The sequence below is a fragment of the Lysinibacillus sp. genome, assembly GCF_032093475.1.
GTDB lineage: Bacteria > Bacillota > Bacilli > Bacillales_A > Planococcaceae > Lysinibacillus > Lysinibacillus irui.
Genome location: NZ_DAMDAY010000051.1, coordinates 1 through 19959, shown reverse-complemented (window position 1 = coordinate 19959; position 19959 = coordinate 1). Strand labels below are relative to the sequence as shown.

Annotated in this window: 25 protein-coding genes and 1 pseudogene; 17 read left to right on the top strand and 9 right to left on the bottom strand. The window is 38.5% G+C overall.

Going from position 1 to position 19959, the window contains the following annotated elements; all coding sequences use genetic code 11:
• From RT445_RS12265 to RT445_RS12240, 6 genes are all read right to left on the bottom strand, one after another.
• On the bottom strand, positions 1-357 hold the full coding sequence (locus RT445_RS12265) for a hypothetical protein (protein ID WP_312505378.1): 357 nt from the start codon (positions 355-357) through the stop codon (positions 1-3).
• 191 nt (positions 358-548) lie between these two features.
• Positions 549-1181 (bottom strand): response regulator transcription factor, encoded by a 633-nt coding sequence (locus RT445_RS12260; RefSeq protein ID WP_274797285.1) that lies wholly within the window; start codon positions 1179-1181, stop codon positions 549-551.
• Positions 1156-2196 carry a sensor histidine kinase gene (locus RT445_RS12255; RefSeq protein ID WP_312505380.1) on the bottom strand — a complete coding sequence of 347 codons (1041 nt, stop codon included), beginning with the start codon at positions 2194-2196 and terminating at the stop codon, positions 1156-1158. Before RT445_RS12255 ends, RT445_RS12260 begins: the two co-directional genes overlap by 26 nt.
• Entirely contained in the window at positions 2193-2885 is a 693-nt protein-coding gene (gene liaF, locus RT445_RS12250; protein WP_313470655.1) for a cell wall-active antibiotics response protein LiaF, read from the bottom strand. The genes RT445_RS12255 and liaF overlap by 4 nt, the downstream gene beginning before the upstream one ends.
• A 103-nt stretch (positions 2886-2988) precedes the next feature.
• A complete protein-coding gene (locus RT445_RS12245) occupies positions 2989-3627 on the bottom strand; it encodes a PspA/IM30 family protein (RefSeq protein ID WP_274796164.1) in 639 nt (212 codons plus the stop codon).
• Positions 3628-3642: 15 nt separating this feature from the next.
• Entirely contained in the window at positions 3643-3999 is a 357-nt protein-coding gene (locus tag RT445_RS12240) for a lmo0954 family membrane protein (protein WP_313470654.1), read from the bottom strand.
• 340 nt (positions 4000-4339) lie between these two features.
• Between RT445_RS12240 and sirA the strand changes: the two genes are divergently transcribed.
• The 3 genes from sirA (at position 4340) to RT445_RS12225 (ending at position 5898) form a co-directional block, all read left to right on the top strand.
• Complete coding sequence (gene sirA / locus RT445_RS12235) at positions 4340-4765, top strand: sporulation inhibitor of replication protein SirA (protein ID WP_004232148.1); 426 nt, start codon at positions 4340-4342, stop codon at positions 4763-4765.
• A gap of 98 nt (positions 4766-4863) precedes the next feature.
• Complete coding sequence (locus RT445_RS12230) at positions 4864-5082, top strand: YneF family protein (RefSeq protein ID WP_004232154.1); 219 nt, start codon at positions 4864-4866, stop codon at positions 5080-5082.
• A 345-nt stretch (positions 5083-5427) separates the two neighbouring features.
• A complete protein-coding gene (locus RT445_RS12225) occupies positions 5428-5898 on the top strand; it encodes an S-ribosylhomocysteine lyase (protein ID WP_312505386.1) in 471 nt (156 codons plus the stop codon).
• 50 nt (positions 5899-5948) lie between these two features.
• Here the strand turns inward: RT445_RS12225 and RT445_RS12220 are convergent, their stop codons facing one another.
• Positions 5949-6920 (bottom strand): alpha/beta hydrolase, encoded by a 972-nt coding sequence (locus RT445_RS12220; protein ID WP_274796168.1) that lies wholly within the window; start codon positions 6918-6920, stop codon positions 5949-5951.
• A 206-nt stretch (positions 6921-7126) separates the two neighbouring features.
• On the opposite strand from RT445_RS12220, the gene RT445_RS12215 reads away from it, so the two are divergent.
• From RT445_RS12215 to RT445_RS12205, 3 genes are all read left to right on the top strand, one after another.
• A complete protein-coding gene (locus tag RT445_RS12215) occupies positions 7127-8311 on the top strand; it encodes an acetyl-CoA C-acetyltransferase (protein WP_396631732.1) in 1185 nt (394 codons plus the stop codon).
• Positions 8312-8333: 22 nt separating this feature from the next.
• Positions 8334-8600 carry a YqkE family protein gene (locus RT445_RS12210; RefSeq protein ID WP_274796170.1) on the top strand — a complete coding sequence of 89 codons (267 nt, stop codon included), beginning with the start codon at positions 8334-8336 and terminating at the stop codon, positions 8598-8600.
• A gap of 183 nt (positions 8601-8783) precedes the next feature.
• The gene (locus RT445_RS12205) at positions 8784-9299 is read left to right on the top strand and encodes a GNAT family N-acetyltransferase (protein WP_312505390.1); all 516 of its coding nucleotides are present in this window, start codon (positions 8784-8786) and stop codon (positions 9297-9299) included.
• Between the two features lie 11 nt (positions 9300-9310).
• Here the strand turns inward: RT445_RS12205 and RT445_RS12200 are convergent, their stop codons facing one another.
• Together RT445_RS12200 and RT445_RS12195 are read right to left on the bottom strand one after the other, a co-directional pair.
• Positions 9311-9790, bottom strand: coding sequence for a VanZ family protein (locus RT445_RS12200; RefSeq protein ID WP_274796172.1), 480 nt, complete (start codon positions 9788-9790; stop codon positions 9311-9313).
• Entirely contained in the window at positions 9787-10686 is a 900-nt protein-coding gene (locus RT445_RS12195) for an aldo/keto reductase (RefSeq protein ID WP_312505394.1), read from the bottom strand. The genes RT445_RS12200 and RT445_RS12195 overlap by 4 nt, the downstream gene beginning before the upstream one ends.
• A 76-nt stretch (positions 10687-10762) precedes the next feature.
• On the opposite strand from RT445_RS12195, the gene RT445_RS12190 reads away from it, so the two are divergent.
• The 11 genes and pseudogenes from RT445_RS12190 to RT445_RS12140 form a co-directional block, all read left to right on the top strand.
• On the top strand, positions 10763-11320 hold the full coding sequence (locus tag RT445_RS12190) for an NUDIX domain-containing protein (protein ID WP_274796174.1): 558 nt from the start codon (positions 10763-10765) through the stop codon (positions 11318-11320).
• A gap of 53 nt (positions 11321-11373) precedes the next feature.
• A complete protein-coding gene (locus RT445_RS12185; RefSeq protein WP_313470653.1) occupies positions 11374-11886 on the top strand; it encodes a hypothetical protein in 513 nt (170 codons plus the stop codon).
• 122 nt (positions 11887-12008) lie between these two features.
• Positions 12009-12470: a ferric iron uptake transcriptional regulator gene (gene fur, locus RT445_RS12180; protein WP_274796176.1), complete on the top strand. Its 462-nt coding sequence runs from the start codon at positions 12009-12011 to the stop codon at positions 12468-12470.
• A gap of 232 nt (positions 12471-12702) precedes the next feature.
• Positions 12703-13605, top strand: a complete 903-nt coding sequence (xerD, locus tag RT445_RS12175) for a site-specific tyrosine recombinase XerD (RefSeq protein ID WP_274796177.1) — start codon at positions 12703-12705, stop codon at positions 13603-13605.
• A 98-nt stretch (positions 13606-13703) separates the two neighbouring features.
• Positions 13704-14885, top strand: a complete 1182-nt coding sequence (gene deoB / locus RT445_RS12170; protein WP_312505397.1) for a phosphopentomutase — start codon at positions 13704-13706, stop codon at positions 14883-14885.
• Between the two features lie 13 nt (positions 14886-14898).
• Positions 14899-16149 (top strand): thymidine phosphorylase, encoded by a 1251-nt coding sequence (locus RT445_RS12165; RefSeq protein ID WP_312505398.1) that lies wholly within the window; start codon positions 14899-14901, stop codon positions 16147-16149.
• A 296-nt stretch (positions 16150-16445) separates the two neighbouring features.
• Complete coding sequence (spoIIAA, locus tag RT445_RS12160) at positions 16446-16799, top strand: anti-sigma F factor antagonist (RefSeq protein ID WP_004232181.1); 354 nt, start codon at positions 16446-16448, stop codon at positions 16797-16799.
• Entirely contained in the window at positions 16792-17232 is a 441-nt protein-coding gene (gene spoIIAB / locus RT445_RS12155; RefSeq protein WP_155590400.1) for an anti-sigma F factor, read from the top strand. The genes spoIIAA and spoIIAB overlap by 8 nt, the downstream gene beginning before the upstream one ends.
• 10 nt (positions 17233-17242) lie before the next feature.
• Complete coding sequence (sigF, locus tag RT445_RS12150) at positions 17243-18034, top strand: RNA polymerase sporulation sigma factor SigF (RefSeq protein ID WP_274796180.1); 792 nt, start codon at positions 17243-17245, stop codon at positions 18032-18034.
• Between the two features lie 15 nt (positions 18035-18049).
• Positions 18050-19504, top strand: a complete 1455-nt coding sequence (locus tag RT445_RS12145) for a spore germination protein (protein WP_274796181.1) — start codon at positions 18050-18052, stop codon at positions 19502-19504.
• Between the two features lie 222 nt (positions 19505-19726).
• Positions 19727-19959, top strand: a pseudogene (locus RT445_RS12140) (diaminopimelate decarboxylase); the annotation flags it as partial.

Below are 19959 nucleotides of genomic sequence, written 5' to 3'. Positions count from 1 at the left end.
TCAGTGAGCTTCTTTCTCTAATGAGTGTTGCGGTTCTTTTCTTTTTTTATAGCTTTTTAGTACCGTAATGTATAAAGCCAAGAATTGAGTGACTATAATACCCATGAAAAGGATAAAATCCTTTGTACTACCACCAATTCCTAATTCATCTACGATAATGGCAGAAAACCAAAGAAGCTGACCAGAAACGATGACGGTTAAGCTGGCAAAAATAGCACATAACCAAATGGGTGTTTTTTTGATGCAAACCATAATGAGTAGCAAAATAGAGAACAGAAAAATCACAAGAAAGATAGGATCAAGTAAGGAAAACACATTGTTTGTGACAAAGTTATGATAGGTAAAACGATGATCCATAAAAGAAATGCCCCCCTTTTTACAAATATTAACGTATCTAATAAAAAAAGGTTCAATTTGTGAGTGGGGTAAAAAGAAGAGTGAGTAGTATATGATGTAATTGGTGCACGTCATCATGTAAGTGATCTACCAAAGTATCTCTAAAAGTATAAAAAACTGCATGCTAACATGCAGTCTTTTTATGTAGGAGGCTATTTAGCGAGCCCATTTTGAAAGGCGTAGACAACAGCTTGTGTGCGATCTTGCACTTCTAGCTTAGCCAAAATATTGCTTACATGCGTCTTTACCGTTTTTAAGGCTATATATAGCTCGTCGGCGATTTCCTGATTGGCTTTGCCCTGTGCCATCAGCAATAATACTTCCATTTCACGGTCAGTAAGTTGCTCGTAAAGGGGCGTATTATTACCGTGACGCATACGGTGCATCATTTTGGATGTTACCTCTGGCTCTAATACCGTTTCGCCACCTATTGTTTTACGGATAGCATCGGCAATTTGTTTTGCATTTGATGTTTTTAGAATATAACTCACTGCCCCAGCCTCTAAGGCAGGATAGACTTTATCATCATCTAAAAAACTAGTGACCATCATAATTTTTGCCTCAGGCCATGCCGCTAAAATTTCTGCTGTTGCCTCTGCTCCTGTCATGATCGGCATGACATTATCCATTAAAATTATATCAGGTCTAAGTTCAAGGGCACGTTCTACAGCCTCTTTGCCATTTTCAGCCTCTCCAACAACTGTAATATCCGGTTGTGCTGATAAATACGCTGAGACACCAATACGTACCATTTCATGATCATCCGCTATGAGCACTTGTATCATCTTCATTGATCTCCTCCTTATGCAGTGGAATTTTAACCTCCACTATCGTTCCTTCTCCAGGCACTGACACAATTTTATAAGTGCAACCAATTTCAACTGCTCGTTCTGCTATATTTTGTAAGCCATAGGAAGTGGATTTATCTGCCTCTACATCAAAGCCTAACCCATTATCTTGAATTCGTAAAATAGCTAAGTCGTCTCGTGCAACTAAAAGTAACTCCACTTCACTTGCCTTAGCATGACGAAGTGTATTGGAGAGCGCTTCCTGAGCAATACGGAATAAATGGTCTTCCTCTGCCTTGGTTAAGGCCATTTCCTCTAACTCATATTCAATATGAAAATAAACTTTTTGCTGAAGCTCAATAATCAATTCCTCTAAGCCTTGTGCCAATGTTTTATTGTGTAGCGCTACAGGTCGTAAATGCAGCAATAATGCACGCATTTCAAGCTGAGCTTGTTGAACAATTTTCTCCACTTGTTTTAAACTCGTAGCATTTTCGTCATTTTCAGTTAATGCGGAGAGCAACATGGAGGCAGCAAACAGTTGCTGTGACACGGAATCATGCAGTTCTCGAGCAAGTCGTTGGCGTTCAGCAATTATGCGCTCCTGAATAATTTTGTCATTAGCTTCCGCCCGTTCATTAGATAAACGCTGTAAGCTTTTACGCTGTGTATCAATTAATTCACTTGTTTGAATAAGTGCTTTTTTTAATGGCTTTGGTAAAGCTTGCTTTTTAGGAAAAATAAAGTCTGGCTCGATTAATTGCTTCACGATACGTGTTGCTTGAGCTTCTCGTGCACGAGCAGTCATACTAATCCAGCTAGCAAACAGGAAGCTGAGTGCAAAAAGGCTAACAACAATGATTCCACCTAGAGGAAAATTATCGTAATTCTGTTGCCATAAAGGCTCCCATCTTTTTTCGTCTGGGTTTCCCCAAACAGCCACAAGCAGCCCAAATGTAGCACTCATTAAAATGAAAAATAAAGTAAATAATCTTGAGATAAAGGCAATCATTTGCGTAGCACCTCCAAATCTCCAAGCCATGTTGCGACATGAATAATCAAAATACGTTTTGCATCCTCAGGGTTGCCATCGGAGAAGCTAACACTTTCATTTAATATACGTTGTGGCCCTACATGTAAGCATGTAAGCTCACCAAATAATGTTGTATAGTGTAAACGGAAAGGGATTTCATATGGAATATAGATCTGAACTTTGCCGATACCTTGCCGAATCGTAATAAGACTAGTACCAGCAGGTAAAATGGTTTGTGTTGTATCAATAGTTATATCTCCTGCAAGGCGTTGAATTTGGACATCTTGCCATTTATACGCTTCCGTAGGAGCAGGCATTGTACCGATTAAGTCATTTTTAGTCGCAGGGAGTTTTTCAAATAGCTCTGCACCAACCACTTTTGGCTCGTTTTCTCGTTGTAAGTATTGATAGAGCATATATAAGAGCATGATTACAATGAATAAACGTAAGCTCCACATAGTAAACAGAGCAACCGCAATAAAGAAAATTCCTGTCCATTTGAAAAAACGTACTTTTTTGGAAAAACTTAAATAGAGAAGTACTGCCCCAATCAATAAACAGAAGGCGCCACCATTATTAAAAATAGTGAGCTCTACAAAAACGAGTAAAAAGAAGCATAGTACCCAAAATGTGAGCTTATTAGTTGTGAAATTTTGCAAGAGGGTCACCCTTCCTTCTACTAATAGTATAAGAGAGGGAATGGGTCCCTCTAATTTAAAACGTGAAAGAATGCGCCTTATAAAGTTGGCGCATTGCTTTCATTATATCATGTTATTTATTTTCAATTAGCAGTGGTGAGCTTTCTTCGGCTGCTTTTTTTTCTAATTCTGCCAATCTTGCCTCAAAAGTTGTAACCTCATGATCTTTGTCGATTTGGTAAGCTAATTTATCAATATAGGCTTCTAAATCTTCAAAATTTGTTTTATTGTTTTTGGCAATCATACCGTCCATTTGATGATGAGCACGTGTTACGTTTTCTTTCCCCATCAACTGTAATTGACGTACTTTCATGTCTTTAATTTTATGTTTCATTGTTTCGAATTTGCGCTCAAGCTCGAAGTATTCTCGTGTACTCGCCTCAATACTTGCTTGTAATGTATGGTTTCGCGCTGTGTAAGCTGTTACTTCATCTGTTGCGAAATCAATTAAATCTTGCTCTCCGCTAGTTGTTGCTAACGCTAATTGAGATTCACGTTTTGCGAGTAATTCAGCGTTCTCTTTAAATTCTTGCTCCAATTTTTCCTTTAATTGCCCTTGACGTTCTAATAATTTACCTGTTTGTTCTGTTTGTTTTTCTGCCTCGCGAATGTACTGGTTTAACATCGCAATTGGATTTTTTTGTTCCTTTTTATCAAATAGGTGATGTATGTCCGCCTCTACTGTATATCTAAAACGTTGAAATAAATTCATTTAAATTCGCTCCTTTTATTTTGTTAGATTTGACCATTCTTTTTCAAAGTTTGTAAATGGATCTTCTTCTTTTTTCCCTTCAATTGTAGGGATTTTTACATCTTCGCCATTCCATTTTTTATAGATGACGTAGATAATAGCGATTGCTGCAAGACCGATCATGGCTGGAATGTTAGAAACTGCAGATAGGACTCCGATTAGACCAACCGTAAACCAGAAAATTTTCCCGAATGTGGATTTGCTAGCGATGTAGAAATGCATGCCCAGTGCTACAAATAATCCGGAGAATAGTAAGCCTGCAAGTGGTCCGATTAAGGCAAGTGCAACACATGCTGCGATTACGCCTCCAGTTAAAAAAAGAAATTTTCTCATTTGTTTTAGCTCCTTTCGTTTGTACCTTTATGTTACCTATTTGCATGATTGTCTAAAACGGACTCGAAATTGATTTTGTACTAGGTCTTGAGGCGGAGCTTCTTCTAAGCAGCAGTAATAGAGGGGATTTCGGAGTGTTTTACGACTTACTTTTACTATTTTTGATAACTATTCATCGATTTCTAATGCGAATTTTAGCTTTTGCCATAAAGTCATTTTTAGAACCGAAACTAGAATTTTTTCGACAAAAATAGAAGATAGATCCTTCCTTCGTTTGACAAATTAACAAGAGTGGATGAGCTATACTTATGGAAAAGAAACGAGCGAAGGAGGATTTCTGTTGAGAACCTATTCTATATATAAAATAAAAGAAGAGCATTTAACGTTTATTTTTGGCAGAGAGCGTAAGTTGTTGGAAATGATGCAAGGCTGTGAAGATGCCAATGAGAAATCCTTAAAAGAGCTTGCCTATATATGCGAATCCGTTCGTTTTGAAGAAATTGCAGCAATGTTGGAGCATCAACTTGATTCTAAATATGCCCATTTAGAAAGAGCTCGCAATGCTTTGTTTTTAGAACATCCTATAAAAGGCAAAATGGCTATTTATTTAGTCGATCGTAAAATTTGCGTTTATTGCGAAGGTTCGCGAATGCTAGATTTAGATCTATTTCAAATGCTTGCTAAAATGAGTGAACGGTTTATTGCTTTTAATAAACAGGATAATGAGTGTGGGTGGTTAAAGCCGATGAAGTATACAATGCACTAGGAAAATTCACTACAATATATAGTAACATGCTATCATTTGGTGTATAATGGAGCGTGGAGAGTTTTTCTCGGTATATTGTAGTGGAGGAGGTTGGTTGTATGCCTACATGGGGCTGGATTATTATCGTAATTATCGCATTAGCAGCGGGCGCGGCACTTGGTTTCTATTTCGCTCGTCAAGCTATGATGAAATATTTAAAAGAAAACCCACCTATTAATGAGCAAATGATTCGAATGATGATGGCACAAATGGGTCGTACGCCGTCTGAAAAGCAAGTACGTCAAATGATGGCACAAATGAATAAATTCCAAAAGTAATCGGAATTTTTAAGGAGCAGCTAGTTTCAGTAACTGGTTGCTTTTTTCGTGGGTTCAAAAAGAAGGGATTATCTCAAAAGTAAATTGAGATAATCCCTTCTTTTTGTTTAAGAAATGTTTAATAATGGAGCAGCTATACATTTTTTATCTCAAATATTCAACACTTCTATTATTTCATGAAGGACAAAAAAGCGGATATCGAAAACCCCTTGAAATGGGAGGAACATTTTATCAGATTGATATTCTCTTTAAAAATATAAAATTTCATGCAATTTAAAATATTTACACTTATTTTTGGGAAACTAGCTATAATAGGTAGTATTGATAGAAAAGGAGCTGTTAGAAATGGAACGTGAAAAGACAAATGTAGAAAGTTTTGATCTGGATCATACGAAAGTAAAAGCACCGTATGTTCGTTTAGCAGGTGTTAAAACTGGGAAAAATGGCGATGAAGTGTACAAATACGATATACGCTTTAAACAGCCCAATAAAGAGCACATGGAAATGCCAGCCTTACATTCTTTAGAGCATTTATCAGCTGATATTATCCGCAATTACTCTGATCATATTGTTGATTTCAGTCCAATGGGTTGCCAAACAGGCTTCTATGTATCACTTATTAATCACACTGATTATGAAGATTTATTATCTATTTTGGAAAAAACCTTTACAGATGTGACGAAAGCAACAGCAGTGCCTGCATGCAATGAGGTGCAATGTGGATGGGCGGCGAGCCATAGCTTGGAAGGGGCACAAGCCTTAGCGAAAGAATTTTTAGCAAAACGTGATGAATGGCATATCGTTTTTGCGGAATAAAATAACTTAAAAACCTTGCGTGATTTTTAATCAGCAAGGTTTTTATATTGCTAAAAATGGAAAGGTATGACGTTGGAGGAGGAAGAATCTCGATTTATTTTTTGGTAAATAAAACTTTCTAAAAAATCATGAATTAAATCTTCATATTCATCCATATTTTCATTAAAGGACTGTGCATGTGCACCTGTATCAAAGAGTTTTAATTTTTTTGGACCTACTTTTTTATTGTATAAATCAAGTGACATAGAGGCTGGAATAAATGTATCTGGAATACTATGGATAAAAAGTATTGGCTTTTCAATATGGGTAACTGCTTCAGCAGGTGTGACACTTTTAAAAGAGTAGCCATCTCTTAGGCGAACGAAGAAATCGGCAAAACGGATGGGTATAATGGAACCGTATTTAAATTCTGTTTTGGCGATTTGCTTGAGAAGCATCGAAAAGTCAGAGAACGCACAATCGGAAATGTAAAAATCAGCACCATCTTCTACTGTCCCAGCATACAGTAGCATAGTTGCAGCACCCATGGATTCACCATGAATACCAAGAATAGCATCCTCACCAATCATCGCCTTGACTGTTTTCACTACCGCATCCAGATCGTTTTTCTCATAATAGCCGTAACTCGTAGTTTTGCCTCCAGATTCACCGTGGCGACGGTGGTCAAAAATAACTGAATTATAGCCAAGTCTTTCAAATAATCGCGCGTATTTTACGGAATTTATTTTATTTTCCGTAACACCATGACAAATGATAATGGTGTTATTGGTTTCCAAAGGTTGAAACATAATGCCGCGAATGGTGTAACCATTTGGAGAATCAATATTGAGTTCACACTTCAAATTATTATTATACCAAGCTTCGTCAAAGCGCTTAGCTGTCGTTTCACGTTCGCGAACAAATTCAGGGTCTTTTTGCTGTATATACATTAATTTATTGGAAAGCGCGAAGCCGAACAAACCTGTTGCAGCCGCGGCTAGCGTTGTCGTAATACCAGAAAATAAAAGCATCTTCTTTTTCATCTAAAACACCTCCACATGCTATTTCTTATTTGTAATGTTCCCAACTAAGATTGTTTAAAACACGTCAACATTTTACAATAACTTTGGCAAAACTGCGATTATTTCTATTATCGAAAATCGTCAAAACATTTGTTAAAATATACATATCTGCTAGTAGCATATGCATGCAGTGTTGATTTTTGAACGGGGAAAAGGGGAGAATGGACATGACAAATGAGGTAGTAATCGTGAGTGCTGTGCGTACAGCTATAGGCTCATTTCAAGGGACATTGAAAGACGTACCAGCAACAACTTTAGGTAGTATTGTCATTAAAGAAGCATTAGCTCGTGCAGGTGTAGCAAAAGAGCAGGTCGATGAGGTGATTATGGGGAACGTCTTATCAGCAGGACTTGGGCAGAACCCAGCGCGGCAGGCAGCGATAAAGGCTGGTTTACCACATGAAGTGTCAGCTTTAACCATCAATAAAGTATGTGGATCTGGTTTAAAGGCTGTTCATTTAGCAACACAGGCCATTTTAGCAGGAGATGCTGATATTATTGTTGCAGGTGGCTTTGAAAATATGAGTCAAGCGCCTTATGTCTTAAAAAATGCACGAGAAGGCTTCCGTATGGGAGATCAAAAGGTAGTCGATACAATGATTCATGATGGCTTGTGGTGTGCGTTTAATGATTATCATATGGGAATTACAGCAGAAAACCTATGTGATATGTACGAGATTTCACGAGAAGAGCAGGATGATTTCGCAGCTCGCTCACAGCAACGTGCAGAGGCCGCAATTTCTGCAGGCAAGTTTGAAGATGAGATTGTCGCTGTAGAGATTCCTCAGCGCAAAGGTGATCCTATTCTTTTCGAAAAGGATGAGTTTCCTCGAGCAGGTGTGACAGCAGATTCTCTTGCAAAGTTACGTCCAGCATTTAAAAAAGATGGATCAGTAACAGCAGCGAATGCATCTGGCATTAACGATGGTGCCGCAGCCGTTGTTGTGATGTCAAAGGAAAAGGCACAAGAGCTCGGTATTCAACCAATGGCCATCATTTCTGCTAATGCCAGCGCAGGAGTCGATCCTGCCATTATGGGAACAGGTCCTGTCAAAGCAGTGCAAAAAGCGCTAAAAAAGGCAGGGGCAACATTAGATGATGTGGATTTAATTGAAGCAAATGAAGCATTTGCAGCACAATCGATTGCTGTAGATCGTGAATTAAGCTTTAATCATGATAAACTAAATGTTAACGGGGGTGCGATTGCTCTTGGTCACCCAATCGGTGCAAGTGGTGCTCGAATTTTAGTGACGCTATTACATGAGATGGAAAAGCGTGATGCAAAAACGGGCTTAGCCACATTATGTATTGGTGGTGGACAAGGCGTAGCAACTGTTGTCAAGCGCCCTTAATGTCAATAAGTAGGTGAATGGAATGGGAAAGAAACGAAAACAACAGCAACATGCGGCTAATAGCATGACAGCAAGTTTACCAAAGCAAGAAGCTGTAACATTAGCAGACCAACTAGGTGGCGATGTACTTGCAAAATTAAAAGCTGCGAAGCAAGATTTAACTGCTAAAGAGCAAGCGGCAGAAGAAGAACGCCAAGCAAAACTTGCATTTGAACGCAAACAACGTGAAAAAAATAAATCGTTTGAAGAATTACTAAACGAATACGGAGATAAAGGCTCAAAATATTAAATGGGAAAGCAGTGAATTCATGCACAAATGGATTCACTGTTTTTTTATGTCCATATAAAATATCCTTTAATAGACGATATTATAAAGGCAAGAGATTCTTAATCATAAAATGGAGGACGCTGCCAATAACATATACCTTATTGTAGTTTATTAAATGATTAAATTATGATAGGAGTAACAGCCATGTTAGAAATACAAACAGAAAGATTAAGATTAATACCTTTAAATGCTAAGTATCTACAATTACTAATTGAGCGTGGAGAACAAATGGCAAAAGAGCTGTCGTTAAGTAAGTTTGAGGAAATATTAGATGACGAGCTTAAACAAGCATTGCATTTCAGACTCTTCAAGGTTTTAGAAGATGAGCAAAACTATCTGTGGCATACAAATTGGTTGCTTGTATTAAAAGAACAAAATTGTGCTATTGGAGGCATTATGCTAAAAGGGATGCCTAACGAGAGGCTGGAAGTGATCATTGGTTATTACACTTTTCCTAGTTTTCAGGGATGTGGTTATATGACAGAAACCATCATCGCATTGAAGAACTGGTTACTTAGTCAACCAAATGTAAAGTATGTTATAGCTGATACTGAAAAGGATAATAAGGCTTCCCATCGAGTTTTAGAAAAAGCAGGAGCTACATTATATAAAGAAACAGAGTCATTCTTTTTTTGGAGATTCCTCATTAATTATAGATAAAAGACAAAAGGCTAAAACAACGCCTTTTGTCTTTTATTTTTAAACAATTTCCTTATAATGACGACTGCACCAACAAAAACAATGGCCCCGGCTGTATCAACAAGCACATCTTGACCACTCATCGTGCGACCTGGAGTAAAGCTTTGACGAAATTCATCAAGCATTGCGATAAAAGCCGTGCCGATAATGGCAATAATAGCTGCAAAACGGCGTTTTCCCCATGCAAAGTACAGACCAAGTGCAATACATCCAAACCCGATAAAATGTGTCAATTTACGAATTAAAAATTCTACAAATGGAAAATAACCGCGTTCTTCAATAGATACGGTTGTTCCCCAATACGGAATTTTTAAAACGGATAGTTGTTCTTCAAAAGGTTTATTGGAAAGTAAGTCTTCTAATTCAGGTAAAATACTTTGTTGCTCGTAGGTCATACTTGAAGAGGTGATTAGTATGACTAGACAGATGATAAAGATCAACCATTTTTTCATCGGTGTTCTTGATAATGCTCATCTTTAGTCAGCTTATTGACTTTCTTAAAATCTGTTATCGAATCAATTTTTTCATATGCAGCAAGTGTTTCAGCTAATTGTTGTTGTGAGCTTGCACCGATGACCGTTGAAGCGATAGTAGGTTCTTTTAGATTAAAGGCGATTGCCAGTGCATGTAAATCATCATATTGAGCAGCTAAGTCTGTTAACGTTGTAGATAACTCATCTACTGTATAGGTATTAAAACCATTTACATGCTGTAGACGTTGTTGCCAGCTATTCGTTAGTAAGCCTTTCGCAACTGTTCCACGTGTTACGACAGATGCACCTTCCTTTGCAATCAACTCAAACCATTCTTCAGGGCGACGGTCTAATGCACTATATTGCATCATAACGCTTTTTGCTGAGCTTGCGGGTAAAAAACGACGTAGCACGTTGGGGCGAATGGAGGAAATACCATATTCCCGAATAATACCTTCTTTTTTCAAATCCTCAAATGTACTGATAATACCATCCCAGTCATCCTCGATTGTACCACCATGTAATTGGTAAAGATCAATGTAGTCAGTACCTAAACGACGTAGGCTAGCATGTATGGCTTCTTTTATATAGGACGGGGATGCATCCCAGTGCCAGCTATTGACACCTTCAGTCCAGCGATTACCTACTTTTGTGGCTAAAATAACATCTTTACGACGTTTTCCTAGGGTTGCCCCAATAATTTCCTCGTTTGCACCGTAATCATATAAATCTGCTGTATCAATATAATTAATGCCAGCATCTAAAGCCATATCGACAATAGTAGCAGCTTGCTTTTTATCTGTCGAAAGAGACATGCCTCCTAAACTGATCTCTGAAATAAACAATTCACTTGTGCCAAGCTGTCTTTTTTTCATGTGAACAACCTCCTTCGATTTCTCTACTTGTAATGGTACAATGAACATATCTGAAGAACAAGCGAGGTTATCGTCAATGAAAAAGTTTGAGGAAAAAACAACTAAAACGACACCGGTCTATGACGGAAGAATAGTAAAACTACAAATTGATGATGTGACGTTACCGAATGGTCAGGTTGCCAAACGAGAAATTATCAAGCATCCAGGTGCTGTGGCAGTCATTGCTGTTACGGCTGAGGGGAAACTAGTGTTGGTAGAGCAATATCGTAAAGCGCTTGAACGTTCTATAATTGAAATTCCTGCTGGTAAACTTGAGCCTGGTGAGGAACCAGTGGTAACAGCACGCCGAGAATTAGAGGAGGAGACTGGCTATGGGGCACATAGTCTAACTTTTTTACAGGCATTTGCGACATCTCCAGGCTTTGCGGATGAAGTTATTTATCTATTTGTTGCCAAGGGTTTATATAAAATAGAAAATAAAGCAGACTTAGATGAGGATGAATTTGTCGAACTATTAGAAGTTTCGTTGGAAGAGGCACAAACAATGGTAGTAGATCAACGAATATACGATGCTAAAACAGCATTTGCGGTACTTTGGCTTGCAGCAAATTTAGAAAATAATCTTTTAGCATAATAGAGACGGACGAGCATAAGCTGTACAAACCTTGATAGAAAAGGAGCATGTTTATGTCTCGTACGGTGTCTATATTTTATCACGCTTCCATCATTGCGGTAAGTTTCGTTTGTGGTGTTATCTTCTTTCATATTATTGGTGGACCGAAAGCGGAACCATTTATTTTATTTATAGAGCCTCGTTTAGCAGATGAGGACAGGCAATCCATTTTTCGTTTAGTTTTACCTGTTGCTATTTCCATAGGCCTTGTTTTGCTACTAGCGACACATAGCGTTTTAAAGGTTTTAGTACGTGTGACTGTAGCTATGCGTGCCACTTTTTTTGGCTTTAGCTCGGTTTTTTTATTACAAAAACTTGAAGCTTTTTGGCTTTATACGATTTGGTGGTTTCCATTTCAGCTCATCTATTGTATATTGTTGCTAGTCCTATGCAATTTACTTGTACCTGCTTGGTCAAAGCGAAAAATCGGGAAACAAGTATCTGGTCGGACAATTTTGTTGAATTTTATCGCATTTTTCATCATACTAGTTGCAGAGTTTATTGTTATTTCTTATGTGTTAAAATGATGAATTGAATGGACATAAATTGAGATCAGATAAAAAAATAGAAGCTTGTTAGAAATCTATTCACTATCTTGTAATAGGATTTACTCCTTTGGTATAATGGAAAGAGTTTAGGGGGGCGTCACATGGAGAGCCGAATTGATCGTATAAAAAAACAGTTGCATAGTGCTAGTTACAAGCTGACGCCGCAGCGAGAAGCGACAGTTGCTGTCTTGCTTGAGCACGAAGAGGACCACCTAAGTGCTGAGGATGTATACCTTTTAGTAAAAGAAAAAGCACCAGAGATTGGTCTAGCTACTGTTTATAGAACGTTAGAATTATTAACTGAGCTCAAAATTGTCGACAAAATCAACTTTGGCGATGGCGTATCGCGCTATGACTTACGCCAAGAGGGAGCTGCCCATTTCCACCATCATCTTGTTTGTATCGAATGTGGTGCTGTTGATGAAATTCAAGAAGATTTGCTTGAAGATGTGGAAGCCGTAGTTGAAAAACGTTGGAACTTTATCATCAAAGATCACCGACTAACTTTCCACGGCATATGCTGGCGCTGTCATGATAAGAACGACGAAACGAATGAAGACTAATAACGAAAAACTGTCTGTTTTAATCTTTAGTATAGATTGAAATAGGCAGTTTTTTGTTTTATCTTGATTCAGTAGAAAGCAATGATTGGGAAGATTAGCTTTTAGGCTAACCCGAATTTCTGAACTTACGATGTAACGACATGGGTTGAATTATGTCGAATGGAGGGTGCTTTAGCACATTTCTTTTTGCCGTGCTAAAATAGAGAATAATTGACAGTGAGGGGGCGTTGTGATGAATGAGTTTCAATATGCAGTAGAGGACTATATCCATTTTATCCAGGTGGAAAGGCAGTTATCTGATAATACATTAGCATCCTATCGCCGAGATTTAGAAAGCTATGTGCATTTTTTACAGGAGGCAGAGGGGATGGCTGATTTTAGCCGTGTGGAACGAACAACCATATTACGGCATTTAGAGCAATTGCGGGCACAAGGCAAGACAAGCCGTACCGTTGCTCGTCATATCTCCTCTATTCGGAGCTTTCACCAATTTTTACTGCGAGAAAAGCGTGCTGAAACAGATCCAACGGTTCATTTGGAAATGCCAACCATAGAGCAAAAATTGCCGAATATCCTATCTATCGAAGAAATTGAAGCTTTACTAACAGCTCCAAATCGTAGTAAACCACAAGGTATACGTGATCTAGCAATGCTAGAGTTATTATATGGCTCAGGTATGCGCATCAGTGAACTTATTGCGTTGGACTTAGCCGATATTCATTTAACAATGGGCTTTGTACGTGTATTTGGGAAGGGTGGAAAGGAAAGGATTATTCCACTTGGCAAAAATGCACTATCAGCCATTAATGCCTATTTAAACGGTGCTCGTGGTCAATTACAAGGAAAGCATCCAAAAACAGATGCGTTTTTTATTAATCAAAGAGGGAAACGTTTAACAAGGCAGGGTTGTTGGAAATTAATGAAGGAGCATGCATTAAAGGCAGGCATCCAACATGAGTTAACACCACATACATTGCGACATTCCTTTGCTACTCATCTGGTTGAAAATGGAGCCGATTTACGAGCGGTGCAGGAAATGCTTGGCCATGCAGATATTTCTACTACGCAGATTTATACACATATTAGTAAAACCCGATTATCTGAGGTTTATAAGCAATTCCATCCACGAGCTTAACACTTCTAAAAGGAAAAATATTTTTTAGTCGGATGTCTGACCTTTATTTTTAGCTTTTTTTTGGTAAAATAGAGTCATGAGATTAGGAGGCAACCATTATGAATAAACCGTTTAACAAAATCCATGTTGTTGTCATGGATTCCGTAGGTATTGGTGAAGCACCGGACGCTGCAAATTTTGGTGATGTTGGTGCACATACACTAGGACATATCGCTGAAAAAATGAATGGGCTTACAATGCCAGTGATGGAGTCCTTTGGTTTAGCAAATATTGAATCATTGCAAGGCATGCATCCAGTTAAGGAACCAAAAGCATACTACGGTAAAATGCAAGAAGCATCTGTTGGTAAAGATACGATGACTGGTCATTGGGAAATCATGGGGTTAAATATCGATAAACCATTTAAGGTGTATCCAGAAGGGTTTCCAGCTGAGCTTATTTCTGAGATAGAGAAGCGTACAGGTCGTAAAGTGCTGTGCAATCAACCGGCAAGTGGTACACAAGTCATTGAAGACTTTGGTAAGGAGCATATGGAAACAGGTGCGATTATTGTCTATACGTCGGCAGATCCTGTTTTACAAATTGCTGCACATGAGGAAATCATTCCATTAGAAGAATTATATAAAATATGTGAAATTGCTCGTGAATTAACATTACAGCCTGAATATTTAGTAGGGCGCGTTATTGCACGTCCATTTGTTGGTACACCAGGAAACTTTACTCGTACTTCCAATCGACATGACTATGCATTAAAGCCATTTGGCCGTACAACGATGAATGTTTTGAGGGATGCAGGGTTAGATGTAATTGCTATTGGAAAAATCTCTGATATTTTCAACGGTGAAGGTGTTACAGATGCCGTTCGTACAAAAAATAATATGGATGGTATGGATCGATTTGCAGAGGTTGTACGCCGTGACTTCCGTGGTATGAGCTTCTTAAATTTAGTAGACTTTGACGCCAATTTTGGCCATCGTCGTGATCCATTAGGATATGGACAGGCATTACAAGAGTTTGACGCACGTTTACCAGAAATTTTGGAAGCGATGTCAGAAGAAGATTTATTAATTATTACAGCTGATCACGGAAATGATCCAACCTTCCATGGAACAGATCATACGCGTGAATATGTACCGTTAATTGTCTATTCACCACGCTTCAACGGAGGAGCAGAACTTGCACTTCGTGAAACGTTTGCGGATATTGCAGCAACAGTTGCTGAAAACTTTCATGTAGAAGCACCACCATTCGGCAAAAGTTTCTTACAGGATTTGAAATAAGGGGGTTATTCGTATGAATATGGTTCAACTGTTTGAAAAGAAAAAACAAGGATTAGAGCTATCTCAAGCTGAAATTCAGTATTTTGTTGAAGGCTATACGACAGGTTCAATCCCAGATTATCAAGCAAGTTCACTGTTAATGGCAATACGCTTATTAGGTATGTCTGATGATGAAACATTTTATTTAACAAAGGCCATGATCGAATCAGGTGATGTTATTGATTTAACATCCATTGAAGGCTTTAAAATTGATAAGCACTCAACAGGAGGAGTTGGTGATAAGGTTACACTTGTTGTTACACCAATTATTGCTTCCCTAGGAATTCCTGTGGCTAAATTTAGTGGTAAAGGTCTAGGTATTACTGGAGGTACAATCGATAAACTAGAATCGATTAAAGGCTTGAAAACAGAGCTTTCCTCACAAGAGTTCATTGATAATGTCAATCGACATAAAATTGCAGTAGCTGGTCAAACAGGTAATCTAGTGCCAGCTGATAAAAAGTTGTATGCCCTTCGAGATGTAACAGGTACGGTTGATTCTATACCATTAATCGCTGCATCAATCATGAGTAAAAAAATTGCAAGTGGTGCCGATGGTATTGTATTAGATGTTAAATGTGGATCTGGTGCCTTTATGAAGACACAAGAAGAAGCACAGCTTTTAGCGGATACAATGATAGCTATTGGAGAAAAACTAGGACGTAAAGTGGTTGCACATATTAGCGATATGGATAACCCACTAGGTAAAATGATTGGTAATAAGCTTGAGGTCGTAGAAGCCTATGCTTTATTAAAAGGACAGTTAGAAGAAACACATGAAGATTTAGTCGATGAATGTGTCGTCATTGCCTCCTTAATGTATCAAGTTGCCGCTGGTGTAAAGGAAGCAGAAGCAACTGCAGCTGTTAAGCGTGTGCTTGCGGATGGTTCGGCCGCTGCAAAATTTGAGGAGTTTATTGTCGCACAAGGTGGAGTAGTCTCTGATATTGTTCAAAATGACACAGCTTATAAAGTAGCGGTAACAGCAATTACAGAGGGTACGGTGGAAACAATTAATGCCCTATTAGTTGGTGAAGCGAGTGTCGGTTTAGGAGCTGGACGTTTAACGAAGGAATCTGAACTTGATTATGATGCAGGAATTCAGTTGATTGCTAAAAAAGGCGATCATGTTAACAATGGTGATACCATTGCTTATCTATACTCAAATAATCCAATTGACGAAGAAACAATTAATAAAGTACAAAAAGCTTATACAATTGTATAAATGTTAGTTTAGCGAGAGCTCTCACTTTTAGAGAGTTCTCGCTTTTTTGTGTTTTAAGGAAAGAACAATCAAATAGATGGATTGAGCTTAGAAGACAAACAAATTAAAGAATAGAACAATTGAAGTTTAAGAATGAGTTGCGTTTAAAAAATGTAGATTTATCCCATACTGCACTTAACCTAAAAAGCTATAAGTATGTCGATTAGACACTATTTCGGAAGACTTTGCACTAGTTCTGTCAGCCGCAAGGATTCACCGTATTGAATGTGGAATTGCACGAGAAGGAGGCGATGTTCATGCATTATCAATTAGAAATGGTCACAAGAGAGACAGTCGTTATACGTTTGTTTGGGGAGCTCGATCATCATGCAGTAGAACAAATTCGAGCAAAAATTTCTGCAGCAATTTTTCAAGGCACTGTGACGACCATCATTTGGAACTTAGAAGGCCTATCTTTTATGGATAGTTCAGGAGTTGGATTAGTGCTTGGTCGTATGCGAGAGTTAGAAGCAGTTGCTGGGCGAACTATTTTATTGAATCCATCGCCAACGATGCGAAAAGTATTTCAATTTTCAGGTTTAGGGCCGTGGATGATGGATGCAACAGAGGAACAAGCGATTGATCGCGTAAGGGGGATTGTAAATGGATAACGAAATGACATTAACTTTTTTAGCACTTAGTGAAAATGAAGCCTTGGCACGTGTGGCTGTTACAGGCTTTATTGCACAATTAGACCCAACAATTGATGAGTTATCAGAATTTAAAACAGTTGTCTCAGAAGCGGTTTCCAATGCCATTATTCATGGCTATGAAGAAAATGGTAAGGGTGTTGTTACAGTTCATGCAAAACGTGAGGATGATATTGTAACAGTATCTGTCATGGATAAAGGGGTAGGAATTGAAGACGTTAGTCGAGCAATGGAGCCGTTATTTACAACGAAAAGTGCAATGGAACGCTCAGGTATGGGCTTTACTATTATGGATAGTTTTTCGGATCAGCTAACAGTTATGTCTAAATGGCAAGAAGGAACAACTGTAACGTTTACGAAGAAATTTTATACAGTTCGCACAGCGGTAATGTGAGGTTGAGACAGTGAAGCCGTTAGAACAGTCGTCCGATAAGCTATTGTCTCAGGAGGAAATGCGTGATCTAATTGCACGTGCACAGCAGGGCGATCATGAGGCTCGTAAACGAATGGTAGAAGGTAATACGAGGCTTGTGTGGTCCATCGTTCAACGTTTTACAACAAGGGGTGTTGAACTCGAGGATTTATTTCAGATTGGCTGCATAGGGCTCATGAAATCTGTGGATAAATTTGATTTAACCTATGATGTGAAGTTTTCAACCTATGCAGTACCAATGATCATCGGAGAAATTCAACGCTTTTTAAGGGATGATGGCATGGTGAAGGTGAGTCGCTCGATTCGTGAGCTAAACTTTAAAATCCGTCATGCTACAGAAGAATTTATTAAAAAGAATGAACATCCACCGACTATTCAAGAGCTTGCTCAGGTGCTTGGTGTTACAGCTGAAGAAATTGTCACAGCTTCTGATGCGCTAAGAGATCCAGCATCTCTCCACGAGCAATTGTATGAAAGCGAAGGGGATTCCATTACATTGATGGATCAAATGAAAGATGAAAAATCAGAACAACCATTTGACTATATTCCATTGAAAGAAGTACTCACGAGACTTGAGCCGAGGGAGCAGTCTATTATTTATTTACGCTATTTTTCAGATTGCACGCAAACTGAAATTGCGACTAGACTTGGAATATCTCAGGTACAAGTATCCCGTTTAGAGAAAAAAATCCTCGCCCAGCTGAAAAGTTGGATGGCGACAAGTGCAACAGTGGAGCAAGAAGTAATGAAAAAAGACATCTAAGAAAATGGTGACAGCATGACAAATAAATTATTTAACAGCTTAGAAGAAGCCGAAGATTTTCTTATAGAACATTTTGGTGACGGCGAATCATTTGACGTTTGTGTCAAACACTTATTTGTCAAAGATTTGCCGGTCCTTTGTGCCTATATTAGCGGACTTGTGGACGGGGAAGCTTTAACACAATTACTCTCTAGTATGCTCCCAGATGAGGACTCGGACATTGAAATTGATGTTGAGGATGAGAAAGAATATTTTGAGTCCTATTTTAATTTCCATGGACGTTCAGAGGAAACAGAGCGTAAAGCCTATTTACTATCCATTTTAAGTGGACAAGTAACCTTTATTACTAAAGGGGGCTATTGCTTTGTTGCCGAGTTGAGAAACTACCCGGGTCGTTCACCAGAGGAGCCTGACAATGAAAAGGTTATCCGAGGTTCGAGGGATGGTTTTACGGAAGGAATAATGCAGAATACGGCTTTAATTCGTAGACGAATTCGCAATAGTAATTTACGTTTCGAGCTACATAAAATATCAAAAATCGGCCAAACTGACGTCGCGATTGCATTTATGAAGGATGTTGCCAATGAAGATATGCTCGAAGGATTACGACAGCGTCTTGGACAAATTAATCATGATGGCCTGACGATGGCCGATAAATCGCTAGAAGAATGGCTTTTTAAGCAGAAGTTTCATCCAGTTCCATTTGTACGTTATACGGAAAGGCCGGATATTGCAGCAGCTCATCTACTTGAAGGACATATAGCCATAGTGGTAGATACCTCTCCATCGGTTATTCTTGTGCCTGTTACGATGTTTCATTTATTACAGCACGCAGAAGAGTATAGACAGGCGCCAACTGTTGGAACTTTTGTACGTCTAATGCGGTATTTTGGCTCTGTAATGGGTTTACTTTTACTACCATTGTGGTATGTATTTGCAACGAATGAATCGTTACTTCCTGATGCCCTATCCTTTTTAGGTATTGAGGAAAAATCACATGTACCCTTATTGCTGCAAATTCTGATTGCCGATATAGGTATTGAGTTTCTAAGGATGGCCGCCATTCATACTCCCTCACCATTATCTACTGCGATGGGATTGGTTGCGGGAGTGATTATTGGTCAAATTGCCATTGATGTAGGATTGTTTTCTTCAGAGGTTGTGCTCTATACAGCTGTTGCTGCTATTCTTATTTTCATTATCCCGTCGTATGAGCTCAGTATCTCAATCAAAATTTTTAGGTTGATGTTATTGATTATGACAGGTATATGGGGTGTCAACGGATTATTTATTGGATTATTTTTATTGTTTACGTATTTATGTTCATTGCGACCAATGCAGGCACCTTATTTATGGCCGCTAGTTCCATTCTTTCCAAAGGCAATGCTACGTGTCATTATTCGCTTCCCAATGACTGCGGATGCATTAAGACCTTATGTAGTCGCTTCCAAACAGCGAAAAAGATCATAGGAGCCGTTGCACTCGTTTTTTTCATGTGATAAAGTTCACATATAGTATTTTGTGATTTTTGCAAAAATTATTTTCATTCAAGAAAAAGTAAGTATTATACATTTACATTTTCTTGCTTAGTGGAAATAATTATTTGATGGTGTACGTTTATTTGAAGGTACAATTTCGCTATCAATGCGTAAAAATAACAAGATGGAACGATGTGAAAAGGGAGAGATGCACATGCATTTATATGGAACACAAGCGGTATCTGAAGATGGTCATTTAACAATTGGACAGGTAGACACACTAGACTTAGCAAAAGAGTATGGTACACCACTTTTCGTGTATGATACTGCACTTATTCGTAAGCGTGCACGTAGCTTTATCGATACGTTTAAAAAATTGGGCGTAAAAGCAGAAGTAGCATATGCTTCAAAAGCATTTGCATGTGTAGCGGTGTATCAATTAGCAGC